Raw genomic sequence first — 19,932 nt, 5'->3', positions numbered from 1 at the left:
AATTGTGAAGGACCTGTGCACCCTCGTGTTCAGGCTCCGAACGAGTGGACCGTCGTCGAGCGGTAGGTCTCCCCCGGCCGGAGCACCGTCGACGGGTACGACGGCTTGTTCGGGGAGTCCGGGAAGTGCTGGGTCTCCAGGCACACGGCGTCGCCCTGGCGGTAGATCCGCCCCGACGGCCCGGCGAGCGTGCCGTCGAGGAAGTTGCCCGAGTAGAACTGGAGCCCCGGCTCGGTCGTGGAGATCGTCAGGGTGCGGCCCGAGGAAGGGTCGCGCAGAGTCGCGGCCCGCTCCGGGAGATCCGTCCTCCCCTTGTCGAGCACCCAGTTGTGGTCGAACCCCTTGGCGTACAGAAGCTGCTGGTCACGCGTGCGGACGTCCGCGCCGATCGGCTTGGCCCGGCGGAAGTCGAAGGGCGTGCCCGCCACCTCGGCCGGTTCGCCTGTGGGGATGAGTCCGGCGTCGACGGGCGTGTAGCGGGAGGCGGCGATCTCCAGCTCGTGGTCGTGGGCGGAGCCGCTGCCCTCGCCCGCGAGGTTCCAGTAGACGTGGCTGGTGAGGTTGACGACGGTCGGCCGGTCGGTGGTGGCCTCGTAGTCGATGCGCCAGTCGCCCTCCTCGGTGAGGGTGTAGGTGACCGCGGTCCGCAGGGTGCCGGGGTAGCCCATCTCGCCGTCGGGGCTGGTGCGGGTGAGACGCAGACCCACGTTCGAGTCCTGAACGAACGGCTCGACGTCCCACACCGTCTTGTCGAAGCCGTCGGCACCGCCGTGCAGGCTGTTGCCGCCGTCGTTCACGGACAGCTCGTACGCCGTGTCGTCCAGGGTGAACCTGCCCCCGCCGACGCGGTTGCCGTAGCGGCCGATCAGGGCGCCGAAGTAGGGGGAGTCGGCGACGTACTCCTCGACGGAGTCGAAGCCGAGGGAGACGTTCGCGTACCGGCCCTCGCGGTCCGGGACCTCCAGGGACTGCACGATCCCGCCGTACGACAGGACCCGCAGCCGTGTGCCGCCGTTCTCCAGCGACCAGCGGTGGATCTCGGTGCCGTCGGCGAGCTTGCCGAAGACTTCCTTCACCGGATTGCTCCTCTCACGGGAAAAGGGGGCCCCGCCCGCAGGCGAGGCCCCCCTTGCCGGTTCCGTCAGGAACCGCCCTTGCGCTTGTTCCACACGTCGAAGCCGACCGCCGCCAGCAGCACCATGCCCTTGATGACCTGCTGCCAGTCGGTACCGATGCCGACCAGGTTCATACCGTTGTTGAGCACACCGAGGACGACACCGCCGATGATCGCGCCGAGGACGGTGCCGACACCGCCGCTCATCGACGCGCCGCCGATGAACGAGGCCGCGATCGCCTCCAGCTCGAAGTTGAGGCCCGCCTTCGGCGAGGCGGCGTTGAAGCGGGCGGCGAAGACCAGACCCGCGAGGGCCGCCAGCATGCCCATGTTGAGGAAGATCAGGAAGACGACCTTCTTGTCCTTCACACCGGACAGCTTCGCTGCGGGCAGGTTGCCGCCGATGGCGTAGATGTGCCGGCCGATGATCGCGTTGCGCATCACGTAGCCGAAGCCGACGACCAGCGCGCCGAGGATCAGCAGCACGATGGGGGCGCCCTTGTAGCTGGCGAGCAGCATGGTGACGACGAGCAGGGCGGCGGAGATCGCGACGAGCTTGAGGACGAACAGGTTCATCGGCGGCACGTCGAGCGCGAACTCCTGCTGCCGGCGCCGGTCGCGGAACTCCTGGATCACCACGAACGCGATGACGGCGAAGCCCATCAGCAGCGTCAGGTTGTGGTAGTTGGTCTGCGGGCCGACCTCCGGGAGGAAGCCGTTGGCGACCTTCTGCAGGCCCTCCGGGAACGGGCCGAGGGTCTGGCCCTCCAGGAAGATCTCGGTGAGACCGCGGAAGACGAGCATGCCCGCCAGGGTCACGATGAACGACGGTATCCCGAGATACGCGATGAAGAACCCTTGCGCGGCACCCGCGACGGCGCCCACGGCCAGACAGAGCACCACGGCCAGCGGCCACGGTATGTCGTTGTTGACCATGAACACCGCGGCGATCGACCCGATGAACGCGGTCAGCGAACCCACGGAGAGATCGATGTGCCCGGAGATGATGACCAGCATCATGCCGATCGCGAGGATCAGGATGTAGCTGTTCTGCAGCACCAGGTTCGAGACGTTGCGCGGCAGCAGCAGGTCGCCGTCGGTCCACACCGCGAACAGCGCCACGATCAGGCCGAGGGCGATCAGCATGCCGTACTGGCGCATGTTGCGGCGCATGCCGTCCAGCATCAGCTGGAGCAGACCCCCGCCCGCCGCCGCCCCGCTCTTGCCGGGCGGCGCGGGGGCCGGGCTCTTGGCGGTCACTTCCGTGCTCATCGGGTTACCTCTTTGTCCTTAGTCATCTGACGCATCAGCGACTCCTGCGTGGCCTCGGCACGCGGGAACTCACCTGTCAGCCGCCCCGCGGCCATGGTGTAGATGCGGTCGCACATCCCGAGCAGTTCCGGCAGCTCGGAGGAGATGAAGACGACCGCTTTGCCCTCGGCGGCCAGTTTGTCGATGACCGTGTAGATCTCGTACTTGGCGCCGACGTCGATACCGCGCGTCGGCTCGTCAAGGATCAGCACATCCGGCCCCGCGAAGATCCACTTGCTGAGGACGACCTTCTGCTGGTTGCCGCCGGACAGCTTGCCCACCGGCTCGAAGACGGTCGGCGCCTTGATGTTCATGGATGTACGGAAGCCCTCGGCGACCTGCCGCTCCCCGTGCTCGTCGACCACACCCCGCTTGGCGACCTTGCCCAGCGCGCTGAGCGAGATGTTCCGGTTGATGGTGTCGATGAGGTTGAGGCCGTAGTGCTTGCGGTCCTCGGTGACGTAGGCGATGCCGTTCTTCACCGCCTCGGGGACGGTCTTCGTCCGGATCTCCCGGCCGTCCTTGAGGACCGTGCCGGCCGTGTACCGGCCGTACGTCCGCCCGAAGACGCTCATCGCGAGTTCGGTGCGGCCGGCGCCCATGAGGCCGGCGATCCCGACGATCTCGCCGCGCCGCACGTGCAGCGAGACGCTGTCGACCACCTTGCGCTGCTGGTCGATCGGGTGGTGGACGGTCCAGTCGCGGATCTCCAGCGCGGGGGCCGCGCCCTCCTCGGGCTCGTGCGGCGTGCGCTCGGGGAAGCGGTGCTCCAGGTCCCGGCCGACCATCCCGCTGATGATCCGGTCCTCGGTGGTCTCCGGGGACTTCACATCGAGGGTCTCGATGGTCTGGCCGTCCCGGATGATCGTCACCGAGTCGGCGACCTTGCGGATCTCGTTCAGCTTGTGCGAGATGATGATCGAGGTGATGCCCTGCTTCTTCAGTTCCAGGATCAGATCCAGGAGCTTGCCGCTGTCCTCGTCGTTCAGGGCGGCGGTCGGCTCATCCAGGATGAGCAGCTTCACCTCCTTCGACAGTGCCTTGGCGATCTCGACGAGCTGCTGCTTGCCCACCCCGATGTCGGCGACCCGGGTGTCCGGGTGCTCGTCGAGGCCGACGCGGCGCAGCAGCTCGGTCGCGTGCCTCAGCGTCTCGGTCCAGCTGATGAACCCGCGGGTGGCGTGCTCGTTGCCGAGGAAGATGTTCTCCGCGATGGAGAGGTAGGGCACCAGGGCCAGCTCCTGGTGGATGATCACGATGCCGTGCTGCTCGCTGGCCCTGATGTCCTTGAACTCGCAGGTCTCGCCCTCGAAGAGGATGTCCCCCTCGTAGCTGCCGTGCGGGTGGACGCCGGAGAGGACCTTCATGAGGGTCGACTTGCCGGCGCCGTTCTCACCGCAGATGGCATGGACCTCGCCCTGCTGGACGGTCAGGGTGACGTCCGACAGCGCTTTGACGCCGGGAAAGGTCTTGACGATCGAGCGCATTTCCAGGACGGGTCCCGCCATGGTCGTGCCTTCCAATCAGTGGTTCGGGTTCCGCCGGATTACTTGAGGTCGCTCTCCTTGATGTAGCCGGAGTCGACGACGGCCTCCTTGTAGTTGGCCTTGTCCACGCTGACCGGCTCCAGCAGGTACGCCGGGACGACCTTGGAGCCGTTGTCGTAGGTCTTGGTGTCGTTGACCTCGGGCTTCTTCTTGTTCAGCAGCGCGTCGACCATGTTCGAGGCCACCTTGGCGAGCTCGCGGGTGTCCTTGTAGACGGTCATGGACTGCTGGTCGGCGATGATCGACTTCACCGAGGCGACCTCGGCGTCCTGGCCGGTGACGATCGGCAGCGGCTTGCTCTTGGAGCCGTAGTCGTCCGACTTCAGCGCCGAGAGGATGCCGATGGAGATGCCGTCGTAGGGGGAGAGGACCGCGTCGACCCGGCCGCTCTTGTACGTGGAGGTCAGGATGTCGTCCATGCGCTTCTGGGCGGTGCCGCCGTCCCAGCGCAGGGTGGTGACCTGGGTGAGCTTGGTCTGTCCGGACTTGACGACGAGCTGCTTCTTGTCGATGTAGGGCTGCAGGACGTTCATCGCGCCCTGGAAGAAGTAGCGGGTGTTGTTGTCGTCGTTGGAGCCGGCGAACAGCTCGATGTTGAACGGGCCCTTCTTGGAGCCGTCCTTCAGACCGAGCTTGCTGACGATGTAGTCGCCCTGGAGCTCGCCGACCTTCTCGTTGTCGAAGGAGGCGTAGTAGTCGACGTTGGGCGTGCCGAGGATCAGGCGGTCGTAGGAGATGACCGGGATGTTCGCGTCCTTGGCCTGCTGGAGCACGTTGTTCATCGACTTGTTGTCGATGGCGGCGACGATGAGGGCCTTCACACCCTGGGTGATCAGGTTCTCGATCTGGCCGACCTGCTGGTCGGGGTCGTCCTCGCCGTAGACCAGCTTGGTCTTGTAGCCCATCTTCTCCAGGTTGGAGACGACGTTGTTGCCGTCGGCGATCCACCGCTCGGAGGACTTGGTCGGCATCGCGATGCCGATGGTGGCGCCCTTGGTGCTGCCACCCTCCTCCTTGCTGCCGCCCTCACCGCTCTGTCCACAGGCGGACAGGGTCAGGGCGAGGGAGGCGGCGGAGGCTATGGCGGTGAGAGCGGCTCGACGAGTGCGCATGATCATCATCCTTGATGTCTTGGTGCCTGGAACGTTCTGGCGATGAGGACGGCGCTTCGCGAGCGAGGGAGGAGCCGAAAGGACGCCAGAAGAAGATGTGGGGGATTCTGTGTGACCGCGTCTTCTTCTGTGAAGACAGTTGGCCGGTTCGTTATGCGGGATTACAAAAACGCTTCAGGTTCCCCGGCAGGCGCGTGCCGAGCGGCGCCATGTCGCCGTCCGCCCCGTGCCGCGCCAGAAGATCCAGAGCGAGCCGACCGCGCCGCACCCGCTCCTTGGCGGTGGACAGCGTCAGGTCGCGCATGTGGTGCCCGTAGGGGTAGATCCCGGGCGCCTTCGAGAGGCCGAACTTCAGGTAGATCGGCGCGCCGCGCCGGATCAGCTCGGCGACCTCGTACATCCGCACGTAGCCGCCGAGGTCGTCGGGCGCCTCGATGTACATGTCCATCGGAGCACCGGACACCCGCCGGATCTCGGTGAGGTGATCGAGCGTCAGGTCGCTCGGCACATTGATCGAGTCGCCGCCGAGGTTCTCGTACACGGCGTACGCGGTCGGGTTCACCGGGCCGATGAGCGCCGAGACCTTGAAGGTGGTGTCGGCCGGCAGGATGCCCGCCTCACGGGCGCGGTGCAGCGTCCAGAGCACGCCCTCGTCGGCGACGAGCAGGCACTTCACGCCCAGCTCGGTCGCGCGCACGGCGTCCTCGACGCAGCCGGCGACCGCGTCGTGGCCCCGGGCGCGCAGCCCGCCGCCCTTGGAGTCGGTACGGGTGGAGCCGCCGATGTCCCAGGTGCCGCGCGGGCCGGTGAACAGGCAGAGCTCGATGTCCCGCTCGGCCGTCGCCTCCACCATCTCGGTGATCTCGGCGTCGGTGAGCATCCAGACACCGCTGCCCTGGCTGATCCGGTGGATCGGCACGTCGAGCCGCGAGGCCTCCTTGAGGACCACGGCGAGCGCCTCCGGCCCCTCCACGGAGGGAACCTCGGTGCGCCAGCGGCCGCCGCCAGGGAAGGTGTGCGGAGAGGCGTCGGCGGGGTCGAGAGCGGGCGCGTCCAGGCCGAGCGCGGCGAGCGCCTGCTCGCCGGGCCGACGGGGCGCCGAAGCGTTGGTGTCGGTCACAAGGAGTCCTTCAGGTTCGATATTTCGGACGAGGTTCGCGGCTCATCGCACAGAGATCTTGGGGTGTACGCCGGTACGGAGTAGTCAGGTACGTCCGTACCGGCGTACGGCTCAGGGTTGGGTCACGGCCGCAGGAGTACCTTTCCGACCTTCGGATCGCCGGAACCCACCAACTCGATGGCTTCCGGGAACTCGTGCAGTGGCAGCTCGTGCGTGACGAGCGGCAGCGGGTCGAGGAGCCCGGCCCCGAAGACGCGGACCGTGTGCGCCCAGGCGTCCGGCGGCGCCCCGAACACGGTGTGCACCTCCAGTTGCCGTACGACGAGGTCCGTCGGGTCGAGGCCGTCCGCGCCCGACGCCGGGATGCCCGTCAGGACCAGCCGCCCGCCGCGCCGCAGCAGCGCGGCGGCGGTGACCGCCGCGTCCGCGGAACCGGCGGTCTCGATGACGACGTCGAAGTCGTCGGGCAGCTCCTCTTCCTTCGTACGGAAGTCCGAGGCGCCGAACCGCCTGGACAGTTCCGCACGGTCCGGACGGGTGCCCACGACGAGCAGCTCGGCCGGGGATGCCGCCTTCAAGAACTGAACGGCGAACATTCCGAGGGTGCCGGTGCCCACGACGGCCACCCGCTCCCCGGGGACCGCGTTGGCCTTGAGCGCGGCCGCCGCGATGCACGCGGCCGGCTCCAGCAGTGCCGCCGCCGTCAGATCGCAGTCGTCCGGGAGAACGTGCAGCAAGCGGGCGGGAAGCGTCAGCGTGGTGGCCATGGCGCCCGGCTGGGTGAAGCCGGTCTCCTCGTACCCCGCCGAACACAGCGTGGTCTCGCCCGCGTGGCAGCGGTCGCACACCTGGCAGTTCCGGAAGCCCTCGCCCACGACCTTGCGGCCTACAAGACTTGAAGGCACGCCGTCACCGACGGAGACCACCGTCCCGGACCACTCGTGGCCGGGGACGAGGGGGTAACGGACGTACCCCTCCGGCCGGTTGCCCTGGTAGACCTCGCGGTCGCTGCCACAGATCCCGGAGGCGTGGACACGGACCAGTGCCTCGCCCGCCGCGGGCTGCCGGGGCTCGTGCGGGACGAGCCGGTGCTCGCCCGGAGCCTCGATGACGACGGCGGTGGCCGCGTCGGGCGAGGTCGTCACTGGGTCCCCTTGGGCTTGCGCTGCTCCCAGCCCTCGGCCCACAGGTCGAACCGGGCCTGCTGCTGCGGGAACTCCGCCGCCGCGTCCACGTCCAGCTCGACACCGAGGCCCGGCTCGTGCGAAAGGTGGAAGCAGCCGTCCTCGGGGTTCACCTGCGGGGCGCCCTTGATGACCTTCTTGATCTCCGCGTCCGCGAAGTCGTTGAAGTGCTCCAGGATCTTGAAGTTCGGCGCGGTGAAGCCGACCTGGAGCGAGGCGGCGGTCAGTACCGGGCCGCCCACGTTGTGCGGCGCGACCAGCATGTAGTGGGTCTCGGCGGTCGCGGCCAGCTTGCGGGTCTCCCAGATGCCGCCGATGTGGCCGAGGTCCGGCTGGATGATGTCGACGGCCTGGCTCTCGAACAGCTCGCGGAACTCGATCCGGTCGTGGATGCGCTCGCCCGTGGCGATCGGCATGTCCACCTTGGCGGCGACCTTCTCCAGTGCCTTCAGGTTCTCCGGCGGCACCGGCTCCTCCAGCCACGCGGGCTTGAAGGGTGCCAGTTCCTTGGCCAGGCGGACCGCGGTGGACGGGGAGAACCGGCCGTGCATCTCCAGCATCAGCTCGGCGTCCGGCCCGATGGCGTCCCGCACGGCCTCGATCAGGGAGACGGCGTACAGGCTCTGCTGGTGGTCGAGTTCGAAGTGGCCGGTGCCGAAGGGGTCGATCTTGAGCGCCCGGTAGCCGCGCTCCATGACGCCCCGCGCCGCCTTGTGGTACGCCTCCGGCGTGCGCTCGGTGGTGTACCAACCGTTCGCGTAGGCCTTGACCTTGTCGGTGACCTTGCCGCCCAGCAGCTGCCACACCGGGACGCCGAGGGCCTTGCCCTTGATGTCCCAGCAGGCCATCTCGATGACGGCGATGCCGGACATCACGATCTCGCCGGCCCGACCGTAGTCGCCGTACTTCATCCGCTTGACGAGATCCTCGACAGCGAACGGGTCAGACCCGAGAATGTGGTTGACCTCTGCCTCGCGCAAGTAGCCCAGCAGGGCGTCGGTGTGGCCCAGCATGCGGGTCTCGCCGACTCCGGTGAGTCCCTCGTCGGTGTGCACCTGGACGTAGGTCAGGTTCCGCCACGGCGTTCCGACCACGTGTGTGCTGATTCCCGTGATGCGCACGGTGCTCCCTGTCCTTCATCGGTTCTGTTCGAAATTTCGAAGCTCGTTCGAAATGCTGGCGCGACAGTAAGGACGACCCGCTCCGAGTGTCAATGGGTCGAACGCACAACGGTCTCGTCGCGAAGGTCCCGAAGAGGGGTGATGATCAGGGCTTGAGCCGTCCTGACCCGCCAGTACACGAGGTTCCTACACAACTTTCACGAGGGCGCCTCGGAACGTCACCGGCGCGCCAAATAATCTTCCGGCGTCATGGACTACTGCCACCCGTGCCAACGGCACCTCAATGGCGCCCTGGCCTGTCCCGGGTGCGGCGCACCGGCCGAAGAGAGCCGGTCGTACATGGGCGCATCGCCCGAACCGGCCGACTTCGCCCCGGAGGAACGCGGCGAAGCGTACGAGCGCGACGAAGCGGATGAGTGCGGCGAAGCGCGCGAAGGTGACGGTGAAGTGCGTGAGGGCGACGGCGAGGTGACCGCCGGCGGGCGCCGGGCCGCCCGCGCCGCCCGGTCCCGGTCCACGGGCCGCGAGCGCGGCGACCGTGCCGCCCGGCGGGACCGGCGGGCGGCCGCGCACCGCCGCCGGCGCAAGCGCCTGCTGTTGGTCGGGGCCGGGCTGGTGCTCGCCGCGGGCGGGCTGAGCCTCGCCGAACTCGGCATGGAGGCACCGCCGACGCACCCGAACGCGGCGTCCGTGGACGACGCGGTCACCCCGTCGCCGGCGGACTCGGCGGAGGGCGGGCCGGCCGGCGACTCCGGCACCGACGGGACGGACGGGACGGACGGGACGGACGGTACGTCGCCGGACGACTCGCCCTCGCCGTCCGCCTCGAAGTCCGGGAAGTCCAAGGGCGACGAGGACGCCGAGGGCGAGGACAAGCCGAAGGACCGTTCCGCGTCGAACGCCTCGGTGCGCCCCACGGCCGCGCCCCCCGCCGAGACCGAGGCCCCCCAGAACCCCGACACCCCGAAGCCGGCGCCCACCACACCGAAGCCGACGCCCACCCCGTCCCCGTCGGAAACCTGCACGCGCTTCCTGTGGTGGTGCTCGTAGGGCTGAGCGGGGCTTGCTGGGCGGGTGGTTCGAGGGGTGGTGCCCGCTGGGTGGCGCCTGGGGGTGGGGGAGCTCTGTCCTCCGGGGTGGTGCTCGTGGGGGTGCGGGGTCCGGTCGGTCGGGCGTCCGTGGGGGTGCGGGTCTGGTCGCTCGGGCGTCCGTGGGGGTGCGGGGTCCGGTCGGTCGGGCGTCCGTGAGGCTGCGTGGATCCTGACCCGGCTGGGTGCTCGTGAGGTGTGGGTCGAGCTGAGTGGTGCCGTGGTGTGAGGGATCCTGCCGAGTAGTGCTGGGGCGGCAGGAATTCTTGTCAGTTGGCGCTCGTGGGCGCAAAGTTCTCGCCGGGTGGCGTCTTCAGGGTGCGGACTTCCTGCTGCGCGATGCCGACAGAGCGCGGCTTCCCGGCGGGTGCGCCCGTAGGGCGCGAGGGCTCTCCCCGTGGCTGGTGACGGTGGCCGTCGGGCCGGCATGAGCACAGGTCAGGACGTTGACGCGGGGGCAGGCGGCGATGTCGGCGATGCTGCGAGCCCGAGCTGACCGCAGCATGGCCGGGCGGTCCGCCCTCGGCCCGGACCTCTCGGCGGCGCCGACGGGCGCGGGACGTCGGCTCGGCCCCGGCTGCGGCGGGCTCTCCCCGCAGCCCGAGCGCAGCCCCTGGCGTGGCGCAGCCCGTCGCGCCTCCCCCCCCGGCCACCCGTCGGGACTCGCGCGTCATCCCTCGGAGCCCGAGCCCCGCCCGCCGACCCCCTGCGCGCCAACCCCCTGCACGCCGCCCCGCCCCACCTCCGCGCCCCCGTCCCGAAGTCCCCGCGCCCGGGGCCGAGCCTCCGCGCCCCGTCCCGAAGCCCCCGTGAGCGCCCCTCAACGGCACCCGGTGCCAGCCTCGATCCCGGTGCCCGCGGCGGCCCCTTGAGGGCCCCGCGTCGGGCCTCGTGGGCTCGCCGATGGTGTCGCGAACACCTCCGTGGTGCTTGTCCACAGCGGTGGCCCGAGTGGCCGGCGACGGGGGCGGGGAAGCGGGGGGTCGTCGTGTCAACACCGCAGGACCTGGGGCTTTTTCACGCCTGTAACGTGCGCCCCGGAGGGGCTCCGCGGCGACCCCGGCGGAAGGTCGCGTTATTCAACCGTGACGACTTCCCTGCCGCAGCCCTCTTGACCCACAGGAATTGTTAGCGCTCACAATGACCTCCGCATTCACCAGTCGGTTCCCGACGGCACCCGAGGAGGTACGAGCGTCGTGCCAGCAGCGCTCCAACCCGCTTTGCCCCCGGGTGCCATGGGAACGTCCGGGACCCCGGCGTGAAGCCGACGACGCGGAGCTCCCCGCCCGCGGCACAGGTCTTACCCGCAGCACAGGTCTTATCGGCAGACGACCGCCAAGGAGGTGCGGCCGTGACACACTCACCGCTCCGGCCGCCCACCATGGCGGACGTCGCCCGCCTCGCGGGGGTGTCCCACCAGACCGTCTCACGGGTCCTGGGGGACCACCCCAACGTGCGGGACGAGACCCGCGCCAGGGTGCAGCGCGCGATCGAGGAGATGGGCTACCGTCGCAACTCCTCCGCGCGGGCCCTGGCCACCCGGCGCACCCGGACCCTGGGCGTGGTGGCCTCCAACACCACGCTCTACGGACCGGCCAGCACCCTGTTCGCGCTGGAGGAGGCGGCCCGGGCCGAGGGGTACCTGGTCTCGACGGTCAGTATGCGCAAGCTGACCGTGGAGACCCTCTCCGAGGCCCTGGACCATCTCAGCGACGGCGGGGTGGAGGGTGTGATCGCCATCGCCCCGCAGCGGTCGGCGGTCGAGGCCCTCGCCGAACTCCGCCGGCCCTTCCCGGTGGTGGCCGTGGGCACGGGCTCCGCGTCCACGGTCCCGAGTGCCAACGTCGACCAGCACCTCGGTGCCCGGCTCGCCACCGGTCACCTGCTGGCCGCCGGCCACCGCACGGTCTGGCACCTCGCCGGACCCGAGGACTGGCAGGAGGCCGCCGACCGGGTCGCCGGCTGGCGGGCGACCCTCGAAGAGGCAGGCGTGGAACCGCCGATGCCCCTGAGGGGTGACTGGAGCCCGCTCTCGGGTTACCGTGCGGGCCAGGAACTCGCCGGCTGGGTCGGCCGCGGTCTGACCGCCGTCTTCGTGGCCAACGACCAGATGGCTCTGGGTGTGTTGCGGGCCCTGCGCGAAGCAGGGGTACGCACTCCCCAGGACGTCGCGGTCGTCGGCTACGACGACATCCCCGAGTCGGAGTTCTTCGCACCACCGCTCACCACGGTCCGACAGGACTTCTCCGCGGTGGGCCAACGGAGCATCGCACTGCTCCTGGACCTGATCGAGGGCCGGACCCCCTCGGGTCCGACCCGCATCGCCATCGAACCCCAACTCGTCGTCCGGGCCAGCACCTACCCGTACGCATCCCCGCCGGGGACCGCACCACCCGGCTGACCCGGCGCCCCCACCCCGAACTCACCATCCCTCAGCATCCCTCAGTACGGCCGACATTTCGAACGATGATCGACAGGCTGGACGTCATGCGGCCGGTCCACCCAGTACCAGCAGGTCCACCCGGGCCGGCTCTTCAAAGGAGAAGACACATGCTCAACAGAAGGAACTTCCTCACGGCGGCGGTCGGCGTAGCGGCAGCGACGGGTCTGGCGGCCTGCGCCAAGGAGGACGGCGGCTCCGGCGGTTCCTCCTCCTCCGGCGGCGGCAGCAAGAAGATCACCCTCGGCTTCTCCCAGGTCGGCTCCGAGAGCGGCTGGCGCAGCGCCAACACCGACTCCATCAAGTCGGCGGCCAAGGAGGCGGGTTACAACCTGAAGTTCTCCGACGCCCAGCAGAAGCAGGAGAACCAGATCTCCGCGATCCGCAGCTTCATCGCGCAGAAGGTGGACGTCATCGCCTTCTCGCCGGTGAAGGTCACCGGCTGGGACGCCGTGCTCAAGGAGGCCAAGGCCGCGAAGATCCCGGTGGTCCTCACCGACCGCTCCGTCGAGACCTCCGACGAGTCCCTGTTCGTGACCCTGGTGGGCTCCGACTTCACGGACGAGGGCCGTCGCGCGGCCAAGATCCTGGAGAAGGTCCTGGAGAAGGCCGGGCACAAGGGGAAGGTGAAGATCGCGCAGCTGGAGGGCACGACCGGTTCCGCCCCCGCGATCGAGCGCGCCAAGGGCTTCAAGGAGGTCATGGACGCGGAGCACAAGGACGACTGGAAGATCGTCGTCACGCAGACCGGTGACTTCACCCGCGCCGGCGGCAAGCAGGTCATGGCGGCCTTCCTGCAGTCCAACCCGGACATCAACGTCCTCTTCGCGCACAACGACGACATGGCCATCGGAGCCATCCAGTCCATCGAGGCGGCCGGCAAGAAGCCCGGCAAGGACATCCTGATCGTCTCGATCGACGGTGTGAAGGACGGCTTCGTGGCCATGTCCGAGGGCAAGATCAACGCCATCGTCGAGTGCAACCCGCTGCTCGGCCCCCAGCTGATGGAGGTCGTGCAGACGGTCAAGGACGGCGGCTCGGTCGAGCGCTGGATCAAGACCAAGGAGAGCGACTTCATGCAGGACCAGGCCAAGGACGCCCTCCCCACCCGCAAGTACTGACCCGCACCTTCCGGCAGGGAGCCTCCGGCCGACCGACCCCTCGGTCCCGGGGCTCCCTGCGGGCCTGAACGAAATCCAAGAGGAGCGCTGCCATGGCAGAGCCACGGCCCGTCCTGGAGATGACGGGCATAGTCAAGGAGTTTCCGGGGGTACGGGCTCTGTCGGGCGTCGACTTCCGGCTCTTCCCCGGCGAGATCCACGCCCTCATGGGCGAGAACGGCGCCGGCAAGTCGACCCTGATCAAGGTGCTGACCGGGGTCTACTCCCTGGACGGCGGCACGATCACCCTCGACGGGAAGTCCGTACGGTTCGCCAGCCCCCTCCAGGCGCAGCAGGCCGGGATCAACACGGTCTACCAGGAGGTCAACCTCTGCCCCAACCTGTCGGTGGCGGAGAACATCTTCATCGGCCGGGAGCCCACCCGCTTCGGCCGCATCCAGTGGAAGCGGATGCGCAAGGAGGCCGCGGAGCTCGTCGACCGGCTCGGCCTCGACATCGACGTCACCGCGCCGCTGTCCGCGTACCCGCTGGCCGTGCAGCAACTGGTCGCGATCGTACGGTCGGTGAGCACCGGCGAAGGCGACGGTGAGGGCCAGGGCACCAAGGTGCTCGTCCTCGACGAGCCGACGTCCAGCCTCGACCGGGACGAGGTCCTCGAACTCTTCCGCCTCATGCGGCGGTTGAAGGACGACGGCGTGGCGATCCTGTTCGTCTCCCACTTCCTCGACCAGATCTACGAGATCTGCGACCGCATGACCGTCCTGCGCAACGGCACCCTCGTCGGTGAGCACATGGTGAGCGACCTCGACCAGGTCGGACTCATCCAGCTCATGATCGGCAAGGAGCTGGACAAGCTGGAGGAGCTCCACGAGCACCAGCTGCGCGCGGACGTCGGCGAGACCCTGCTGCACGCCGAGGGACTCGGTCGTACCGGTGGTATCGCCCCCTTCGACCTGGAGATCAAGAAGGGCGAGGTCGTCGGCCTCGCCGGACTGCTCGGCTCCGGCCGCACCGAACTCGCCCGGCTGCTCTTCGGCGCCGACCAGCCCGACAGCGGCAAGGTCACCGTGGGCGGCAAGCCGGTCCCGATGAACGCCCCCAACGACGCCATCGGCGCCGGGGTCGCGTTCTGCTCGGAGAACCGCAAGGCCGAGGGCCTGGTACCGGACCTGACGGTGCGGGAGAACATCATCCTCGCCCTCCAGGCGGCCCGGGGCTGGACCCGGCCCATCCCCGCCGCGCAGCGCGACGAACTCGTGGCCAAGTACATCAAGGCCCTCGACATCCGCCCCGCCAACCCGGAGGCCCGCGTCGGCCAGCTCAGCGGCGGCAACCAGCAGAAGGTGCTGCTGGCCCGCTGGCTGATCACCCAGCCCAGGCTGCTGATCCTCGACGAGCCCACGCGCGGTATCGACATCGGCGCGAAGGCGGAGATCCAGAAGCTCGTGGTGTCCCTGTCCGAGGACGGCATGTCCGTGCTCTACATCGCGGCCGAACTGGAGGAGGTCCTCCGCCTCAGCCACACCATCGGCGTGCTGCGCGACCGCAAGCTGGTGGCGCGCCTGACCAACGGGCCGGAGATCACCACCAGCAAGATCCTGGAGACCATCGCGAGCGGAGAACACCAGTGAGCACCCCATCCGCAGCCACGACGTCCCGCTGGCGGGCGCTGACACACCACCACCTGTTCTGGCCGGTCGCGGTCCTGGTGGCCCTGCTGCTCGTCAACGTGCCCTTCACGCCCGACTTCTTCTCGATCAAGATGACGGACGGCCACCTCTACGGCAGCCTCGTCTCGATCGTGTTGTTCGGCTCGCCCCTCATCCTGGTGGCGGTCGGTATGACCCTGGTGATCGCCACCGGCGGCATCGACCTCTCCGTGGGCGCGGTCGTCGCCATCACCGGCGCCCTGACCTGCTCGTACATCAGTGACCAGGCCGACCAGAGCGCGCTGTCCGGGGTGTTCCTGGCCATGGGCATCGGCCTCGTCGCGGCGGTGGTCTGCGGCCTGTGGAACGGCTTCCTGGTCGCCCGCATGGGCATCCAGCCGATCATCGCCACGCTGATCATCATGGTCGCCGGGCGCGGTGTGGCCCAGCTGATCACCGACGGCCAGATCATCACGATCAACAGCGAGCCGTACAAGCTGATCGGTGGCGGCTACTGGCTGACCCTGCCGTTCTCCATCTTCGTGGTGGCCGTCGTCGTGGCCGTCACCGTCCTGCTGACCCGCCGCACGGCCCTCGGTCTGCTCGTCGAGTCCGTCGGCGGCAACGCCGAGGCCAGCCGCCTGGTCGGCATCCGCTCCCGCCGCATCAAGATCATGGTGTACGTCTTCTGCGCCCTGTGCGCGGGCATCGCCGGCCTGATGATCAGCTCCAACACCTCGGCGGCGGACGGCAACAACGCGGGTCTGTGGATCGAGCTGGACGCCATCCTCGCCGTCGTCATCGGCGGTACGTCGCTGCTGGGCGGCCGGTTCTCCATCGGCGGCACGGTGATCGGCGCCCTGGTCATCCAGACCCTGACGACCACGATCTACACGATCGGCGTCCCGACCCAGACGAACCTGGTCTTCAAGGCCGTGGTGGTCATCATCGTCTGCCTGCTCCAGTCCCCGAAGTTCCGCGCGAAGGTCTTCGGCGCCAAGTTCGGGCCCAAGTCCGGTGCGGCGAGCGGCGGCAGCGCCGCCACCGAGCCGGCGAAGACCGTCACGACCGCCGAGGCCGCCCCCAAGATGGAGGTGTCGTGATGAGCGCGACCACCCAGACCCCGACGGCCCCGGACAGCCGCCCGACGCCGACGTCCAAGCTCACGACCCTGCTCGGCGACCGCCGGCTGCCGGTCCTGGTGACCGCCACGCTCTTCCTCGTGATGTACATCGCGGGCCTGAGCCGCTACCAGAACTACGGCTTCGGCGAACCGCAGGTCTTCCTGAACCTGTTCATCGACAACGGCTATCTGCTGGTGGCCGCCGTCGGCGCGACCTTCGTCATCCTGTCCGGCGGCATCGACCTCTCCGTCGGCTCCGTCATCGGCTTCACGACGATGTTCACGGCCTGGATGGTGGAGCGCCAGGGGGTGCCGCTGCCGCTCGCCGTCCTCCTCGCCCTGGGCGTCGGAGCGTTGGGCGGCTACCTGATGGGCTATGTGATCCACAACTTCGAGATCCAGCCGTTCATCGTGACCCTCGCCGGATTGTTCCTCTTCCGTGGACTGTGCCTGGTCATCACCGAGGAGTCGATCTCGGTCAGCGACGCCTCGGTGAGCAGCCTGGCCCAGACGCGGGTGTCGCTCGGCCTGGGAGATCTGTCGATCGGCGCGATGGCGGCCCTGCTGGTCATCGGCGTGGCGTTCTACGTGCTGCACTACACACGCTTCGGACGCCGTGTGTACGCCATCGGCGGCAACGAGCAGTCGGCCATGCTGATGGGTCTCCCGCAGGGCCGCACCAAGATCGCCGTGTACACGGTGAGCGGCTTCTGCTCGGCCCTGGCCGGCCTGCTGTTCATGCTGTACATCCAGTCCGGTGACCCGCTGCACGCCGTCGGCATGGAGCTCGACGCGATCGCCGCGACCGTCATCGGCGGCACCCTGCTGACCGGCGGCTCCGGCTATGTCATCGGCACGCTGTTCGGCGTCCTCGTCCTCGGCCTCATCAAGAGCATCATCCAGTTCGAGGGCACCCTCAGCTCCTGGTGGACGAAGATCGCCACGGGTGTCCTGCTGTGCGCGTTCATCCTGATCCAGCGCGCGATGACGGCCCGCAAGAAGACCTGACCGCCGGCGAGAGCCGTCCTCGACAACGGAAGCGGCCCGACGCACGAAGACCGTGCGTCGGGCCGCTTCCGTTGTCGGGCCTCCTAAGCCTCCAGCATGCGCCGCAGCAGGTCCCGCAGGGACTCCCGTTCCTTCGTCGACAGGCCGGCCAGTGGCTCCCGGGCGAAGTTCAGGGACTCGCGCAGGCCGCGGGCGACCTGGCGGCCCTCCGTCGTCGCGGCGGCCAGCTTCACCCGACGGTCCTTGGGGTCGGGGCGGCGCTCGACCAGGCCCCGGGCCTCCAGCCGGTCCACTATGCCGGTCACGTTCGACGGCTCGCAGCGCAACTTCTGGGCCAGCTGACGCATGGGGAGCGGTTCGAGGGAAAGGAGCCCGAGGAGGCGAGCCTGCGCTCCGGTGAGGGCGTGCTCGGCCGCGGCGTCCTCGTACTCCGCGTGGTAGCGGGCCACGACGGTGCCGATGAGTTCGACGACCTCGACGGTCAGCGGGTCGGCGCGGGGGATCGTCCTCTGTGTGGCCATGCTCTCCAGGCTACCCCTTTACTTGACAGCATGAAATATTCAGGAGCATGGTTGTTTCAGGTACTGAAGTAACCGCACGGTATGTACGGGCGACCCCGATGATCCGTACACCGCACGCACCCGCAGGAAGGCCCCCCATGTCCGACACCTCCGCCCTCCCCGCCACCAGCCGCGAATGGCACCTGCTCAGCCGCCCCGTCGGCTGGCCGAAGTCCGAGGACTTCGCCCTGGTCGAGGCGGAGATCCGGCAGCCCGCCGCCGGTGAGGTCCTGGTGAGGAACAAGTTCCTCTCCGTGGACCCGTACATGCGCGGCCGCATGAGCGCCGCCAAGTCGTACGTCGCCCCCTTCGAGCTGGGCAAGGCCATGCAGGGCGGCGCCGTCGGCGAGGTCGTCGCCTCCGCCGCGGACGGCATCGCCGTCGGCGACCACGTGCTGCACTTCGGCGGCTGGCGCGAGTACGCCACCTTCGACGCCAAGCAGGCCGTCAAGGTCGACCCCGACGCCGCGCCCCTGTCCACCTACCTCGGTGTCCTCGGCATGACCGGCCTCACCGCCTACGCCGGTCTGCTGCGCACCGCCTCCTTCAAGGAGGGCGACTCCGTCTTCGTCTCCGGCGCCGCCGGTGCCGTCGGCAGCCAGGTCGGCCAGATCGCCAGGCTCAAGGGCGCCTCCCGCGTCATCGGCTCGGCCGGCTCCGACGACAAGGTCAAGCTCCTCGTCGAGGAGTACGGCTTCGACGCGGCCTTCAACTACAAGAACGGCTCCGTCGCCGAGCAGCTGCGCGAGGCGGCGCCCGACGGCGTCGACGTCTACTTCGACAACGTGGGCGGCGACCACCTGGAGGCCGCCATCGGGCAGCTCAACCGCGACGGCCGGATCGCCGTCTGCGGCATGATCTCCGTCTACAACAACACCGAGCCCGCCCCCGGCCCGAAGAACCTCGCCCGCCTCATCCAGACCCGCGGCCGCATCCAGGGCTTCCTCGTCGGCGACCACTACGACCTCCAGTCGCAGTTCGTCCAGGAGGTCGGGCCCTGGGTCGCCTCGGGCGCCCTCAAGTACCGCGAGACCGTCGTCGAGGGCATCGAGAACAACCTGGAGGCCTTCCTCGGCGTCCTGCGCGGCGACAACACGGGCAAGATGATCGTCAAGCTCTGATCCCCACCCCGTGACGCGCCCCGGTCGCGTTCGTTGCACACGACGGAGTCCGCACCCCTGGACGTGGGGTGCGGACTCCGTCGCGTTCCGGCCGCTCGCGTTCCCGGCCGCTCGGGTTGCGGCCGCTCGGGTCAGACCTTCAGGGCCGCCGCGTGGGCCGCCCGCACCAGGCCCACGTTCTCCGGTGCCGCCCCGCCCGGGTAGGCCATGCGGCGGCGGGTGTAGCCGTAGGCGAGGCCGCTGCGGGGGTCGGCGAAGGCCTGGGAGCCGCCGGCGCCGCTGTGCCCGAAGGCGCCGGCGCCGAGGAACGGGTAGGCGTTCTCGGCGGTCGCCTGGAAGCCGAGCCCGAACGCCTTGTGGGCGCGGGCGACCAGGTCGTGGCCGACGGAGTGGATCTGGCCGAACTCGGCGACCGTGTCCGGCTTCAGCAGCGGCGGGCGGCCGTTCAGCCCGTCGACGGCCGCCGCGTACATCCCGGCGAGTCCGCGGGCCGACGCCGTGCCGCCCGCCGACGACTGGCCCTTCTCCCGCACGAGACGGGAGTTGGGGAAGGAGGTCAGATCGTCGGCCCCCGGGACGTTCGCGTTGAAGGCGATCGACGCCAGCGTGTGCGGGCCCTGCTCCACCGCGTCCTGCTCCGCCTGCTGGGCGGGCGTCGGCAGCATCGGCTGGACGGAGCGGAAGCGCGGCTCGTCACCGGCCGGCAGCCCCAGATGGAAGTCCAGCTCGTACGGGGCCCGGATCCGCTCCTCGTACACCTCCTGGAGCGAACGCCCCGTGGCGCGGCGCACGACCTCTCCCGTCAGTGCGCCGATGACGAGCGCGTGGTAGCCGAAGGCCGCGCCCGGACGCCAGAACGGGCGCTGCCCGGCAAGGCGTTCGGCGATGACCCGGTCGTCGGCCAGCTCCTCGGCCGTGAACCCGGTGTCCGGGCCGAGGAGGCCCGCCCGGTGCGCCAGCAGCTGCCGCAGCGTCACCGCACCCTTGCCCTCGGCCGCGAACTCGGGCCAGTAGTGGGCGACTTCGCGGTCCAGGTCGAGGACACCGTCCTGGACGAGGAGCGCGACCACGAGATGGGCGGCCCCCTTGGTGGAGGAGAACACTCCGTGCAGCGCGTCCGCGGACGCCTCCCCGTCGGGGCCGACCCACAGGTCCACGACCCGCCGCCCGCGCACATGGGCACACAACTGGCCCTCGTAGTCGGAGCGTTCGCCCGCCACGAACGCGGTGAAGCGCTCCCGCACCTCCTCGAATCCGGCGGCCACCGTGCCCTGGACGGTGACCGTCCGGTTCGCCTCGGTCATACCTGTGCT

16 protein-coding genes are annotated in these 19,932 nt (G+C 69.3%); 7 read left to right on the top strand and 9 right to left on the bottom strand.

Going from position 1 to position 19,932, the window contains the following annotated elements; genetic code table 11:
- Positions 1–29: 29 nt before the first annotated feature.
- The 7 genes from ACZ4Z3_RS07660 to ACZ4Z3_RS07630 form a co-directional block, all read right to left on the bottom strand.
- Positions 30–1,145 (bottom strand): aldose epimerase family protein, encoded by a 1,116-nt coding sequence (locus ACZ4Z3_RS07660; protein WP_468500224.1) that lies wholly within the window; start codon positions 1,143–1,145, stop codon positions 30–32.
- Positions 1,142–2,386, bottom strand: a complete 1,245-nt coding sequence (mmsB, locus tag ACZ4Z3_RS07655) for a multiple monosaccharide ABC transporter permease (RefSeq protein ID WP_055710840.1) — start codon at positions 2,384–2,386, stop codon at positions 1,142–1,144. Before mmsB ends, ACZ4Z3_RS07660 begins: the two co-directional genes overlap by 4 nt.
- On the bottom strand, positions 2,383–3,933 hold the full coding sequence (mmsA, locus tag ACZ4Z3_RS07650; RefSeq protein WP_468500136.1) for a multiple monosaccharide ABC transporter ATP-binding protein: 1,551 nt from the start codon (positions 3,931–3,933) through the stop codon (positions 2,383–2,385). The genes mmsB and mmsA overlap by 4 nt, the downstream gene beginning before the upstream one ends.
- A 38-nt stretch (positions 3,934–3,971) precedes the next feature.
- Positions 3,972–5,084, bottom strand: a complete 1,113-nt coding sequence (chvE, locus tag ACZ4Z3_RS07645; RefSeq protein ID WP_468500135.1) for a multiple monosaccharide ABC transporter substrate-binding protein — start codon at positions 5,082–5,084, stop codon at positions 3,972–3,974.
- Positions 5,085–5,235: 151 nt separating this feature from the next.
- Complete coding sequence (locus ACZ4Z3_RS07640; protein ID WP_468500134.1) at positions 5,236–6,204, bottom strand: hypothetical protein; 969 nt, start codon at positions 6,202–6,204, stop codon at positions 5,236–5,238.
- A gap of 122 nt (positions 6,205–6,326) precedes the next feature.
- Positions 6,327–7,349, bottom strand: a complete 1,023-nt coding sequence (locus tag ACZ4Z3_RS07635) for a zinc-dependent alcohol dehydrogenase (RefSeq protein ID WP_468500133.1) — start codon at positions 7,347–7,349, stop codon at positions 6,327–6,329.
- On the bottom strand, positions 7,346–8,509 hold the full coding sequence (locus ACZ4Z3_RS07630; RefSeq protein WP_468500132.1) for a mandelate racemase/muconate lactonizing enzyme family protein: 1,164 nt from the start codon (positions 8,507–8,509) through the stop codon (positions 7,346–7,348). Before ACZ4Z3_RS07630 ends, ACZ4Z3_RS07635 begins: the two co-directional genes overlap by 4 nt.
- A gap of 249 nt (positions 8,510–8,758) precedes the next feature.
- On the opposite strand from ACZ4Z3_RS07630, the gene ACZ4Z3_RS07625 reads away from it, so the two are divergent.
- The 6 genes from ACZ4Z3_RS07625 to yjfF all read left to right on the top strand — a co-directional run bounded on the left by ACZ4Z3_RS07625 (position 8,759) and on the right by yjfF (position 16,938).
- A complete protein-coding gene (locus tag ACZ4Z3_RS07625) occupies positions 8,759–9,559 on the top strand; it encodes an SCO2400 family protein (RefSeq protein WP_468500131.1) in 801 nt (266 codons plus the stop codon).
- 1,389 nt (positions 9,560–10,948) lie between these two features.
- On the top strand, positions 10,949–11,998 hold the full coding sequence (locus ACZ4Z3_RS07620; RefSeq protein WP_468500130.1) for a LacI family DNA-binding transcriptional regulator: 1,050 nt from the start codon (positions 10,949–10,951) through the stop codon (positions 11,996–11,998).
- Between the two features lie 149 nt (positions 11,999–12,147).
- On the top strand, positions 12,148–13,158 hold the full coding sequence (locus ACZ4Z3_RS07615) for an ABC transporter substrate-binding protein (protein WP_468500129.1): 1,011 nt from the start codon (positions 12,148–12,150) through the stop codon (positions 13,156–13,158).
- Between the two features lie 92 nt (positions 13,159–13,250).
- Positions 13,251–14,789 (top strand): sugar ABC transporter ATP-binding protein, encoded by a 1,539-nt coding sequence (locus ACZ4Z3_RS07610; RefSeq protein ID WP_468500128.1) that lies wholly within the window; start codon positions 13,251–13,253, stop codon positions 14,787–14,789.
- On the top strand, positions 14,786–15,910 hold the full coding sequence (locus ACZ4Z3_RS07605) for an ABC transporter permease (protein WP_468500127.1): 1,125 nt from the start codon (positions 14,786–14,788) through the stop codon (positions 15,908–15,910). Before ACZ4Z3_RS07610 ends, ACZ4Z3_RS07605 begins: the two co-directional genes overlap by 4 nt.
- Positions 15,910–16,938: a galactofuranose ABC transporter, permease protein YjfF gene (gene yjfF / locus ACZ4Z3_RS07600; protein ID WP_468500126.1), complete on the top strand. Its 1,029-nt coding sequence runs from the start codon at positions 15,910–15,912 to the stop codon at positions 16,936–16,938. Before ACZ4Z3_RS07605 ends, yjfF begins: the two co-directional genes overlap by 1 nt.
- A gap of 83 nt (positions 16,939–17,021) precedes the next feature.
- Here yjfF and ACZ4Z3_RS07595 read toward each other — a convergent pair whose 3' ends face one another.
- The gene (locus tag ACZ4Z3_RS07595; RefSeq protein ID WP_468500125.1) at positions 17,022–17,459 is read right to left on the bottom strand and encodes a MarR family winged helix-turn-helix transcriptional regulator; all 438 of its coding nucleotides are present in this window, start codon (positions 17,457–17,459) and stop codon (positions 17,022–17,024) included.
- A gap of 137 nt (positions 17,460–17,596) precedes the next feature.
- On the opposite strand from ACZ4Z3_RS07595, the gene ACZ4Z3_RS07590 reads away from it, so the two are divergent.
- Complete coding sequence (locus ACZ4Z3_RS07590; protein WP_468500124.1) at positions 17,597–18,619, top strand: NADP-dependent oxidoreductase; 1,023 nt, start codon at positions 17,597–17,599, stop codon at positions 18,617–18,619.
- Between the two features lie 131 nt (positions 18,620–18,750).
- Here the strand turns inward: ACZ4Z3_RS07590 and ACZ4Z3_RS07585 are convergent, their stop codons facing one another.
- Complete coding sequence (locus ACZ4Z3_RS07585; protein ID WP_468500123.1) at positions 18,751–19,923, bottom strand: serine hydrolase domain-containing protein; 1,173 nt, start codon at positions 19,921–19,923, stop codon at positions 18,751–18,753.
- Positions 19,924–19,932 lie beyond the last annotated feature (9 nt).

The sequence above is a fragment of the Streptomyces sp. NPDC030296 genome (genome assembly GCF_055572815.1).
The sequence above is the reverse complement of the archived record's forward strand: the minus strand, read 5'-3'. Positions and strand labels throughout refer to the sequence as shown.

Excerpts from the sequence above, each read along its gene's own strand:
- ACZ4Z3_RS07610 (WP_468500128.1), top strand. The coding sequence starts at position 13,251 with ATGGCAGAGCCACGGCCCGTCCTGGAGATGACGGGCATAGTCAAGGAG.
- chvE (WP_468500135.1), bottom strand. The coding sequence starts at position 5,084 with ATGCGCACTCGTCGAGCCGCTCTCACCGCCATAGCCTCCGCCGCCTCC.
- mmsA (WP_468500136.1), bottom strand. The coding sequence starts at position 3,933 with ATGGCGGGACCCGTCCTGGAAATGCGCTCGATCGTCAAGACCTTTCCC.
- ACZ4Z3_RS07625 (WP_468500131.1), top strand. The coding sequence starts at position 8,759 with ATGGACTACTGCCACCCGTGCCAACGGCACCTCAATGGCGCCCTGGCC.
- yjfF (WP_468500126.1), top strand. The coding sequence starts at position 15,910 with ATGAGCGCGACCACCCAGACCCCGACGGCCCCGGACAGCCGCCCGACG.
- ACZ4Z3_RS07585 (WP_468500123.1), bottom strand. The coding sequence starts at position 19,923 with ATGACCGAGGCGAACCGGACGGTCACCGTCCAGGGCACGGTGGCCGCC.
- ACZ4Z3_RS07615 (WP_468500129.1), top strand. The coding sequence starts at position 12,148 with ATGCTCAACAGAAGGAACTTCCTCACGGCGGCGGTCGGCGTAGCGGCA.
- ACZ4Z3_RS07595 (WP_468500125.1), bottom strand. The coding sequence starts at position 17,459 with ATGGCCACACAGAGGACGATCCCCCGCGCCGACCCGCTGACCGTCGAG.
- mmsB (WP_055710840.1), bottom strand. The coding sequence starts at position 2,386 with ATGAGCACGGAAGTGACCGCCAAGAGCCCGGCCCCCGCGCCGCCCGGC.
- ACZ4Z3_RS07590 (WP_468500124.1), top strand. The coding sequence starts at position 17,597 with ATGTCCGACACCTCCGCCCTCCCCGCCACCAGCCGCGAATGGCACCTG.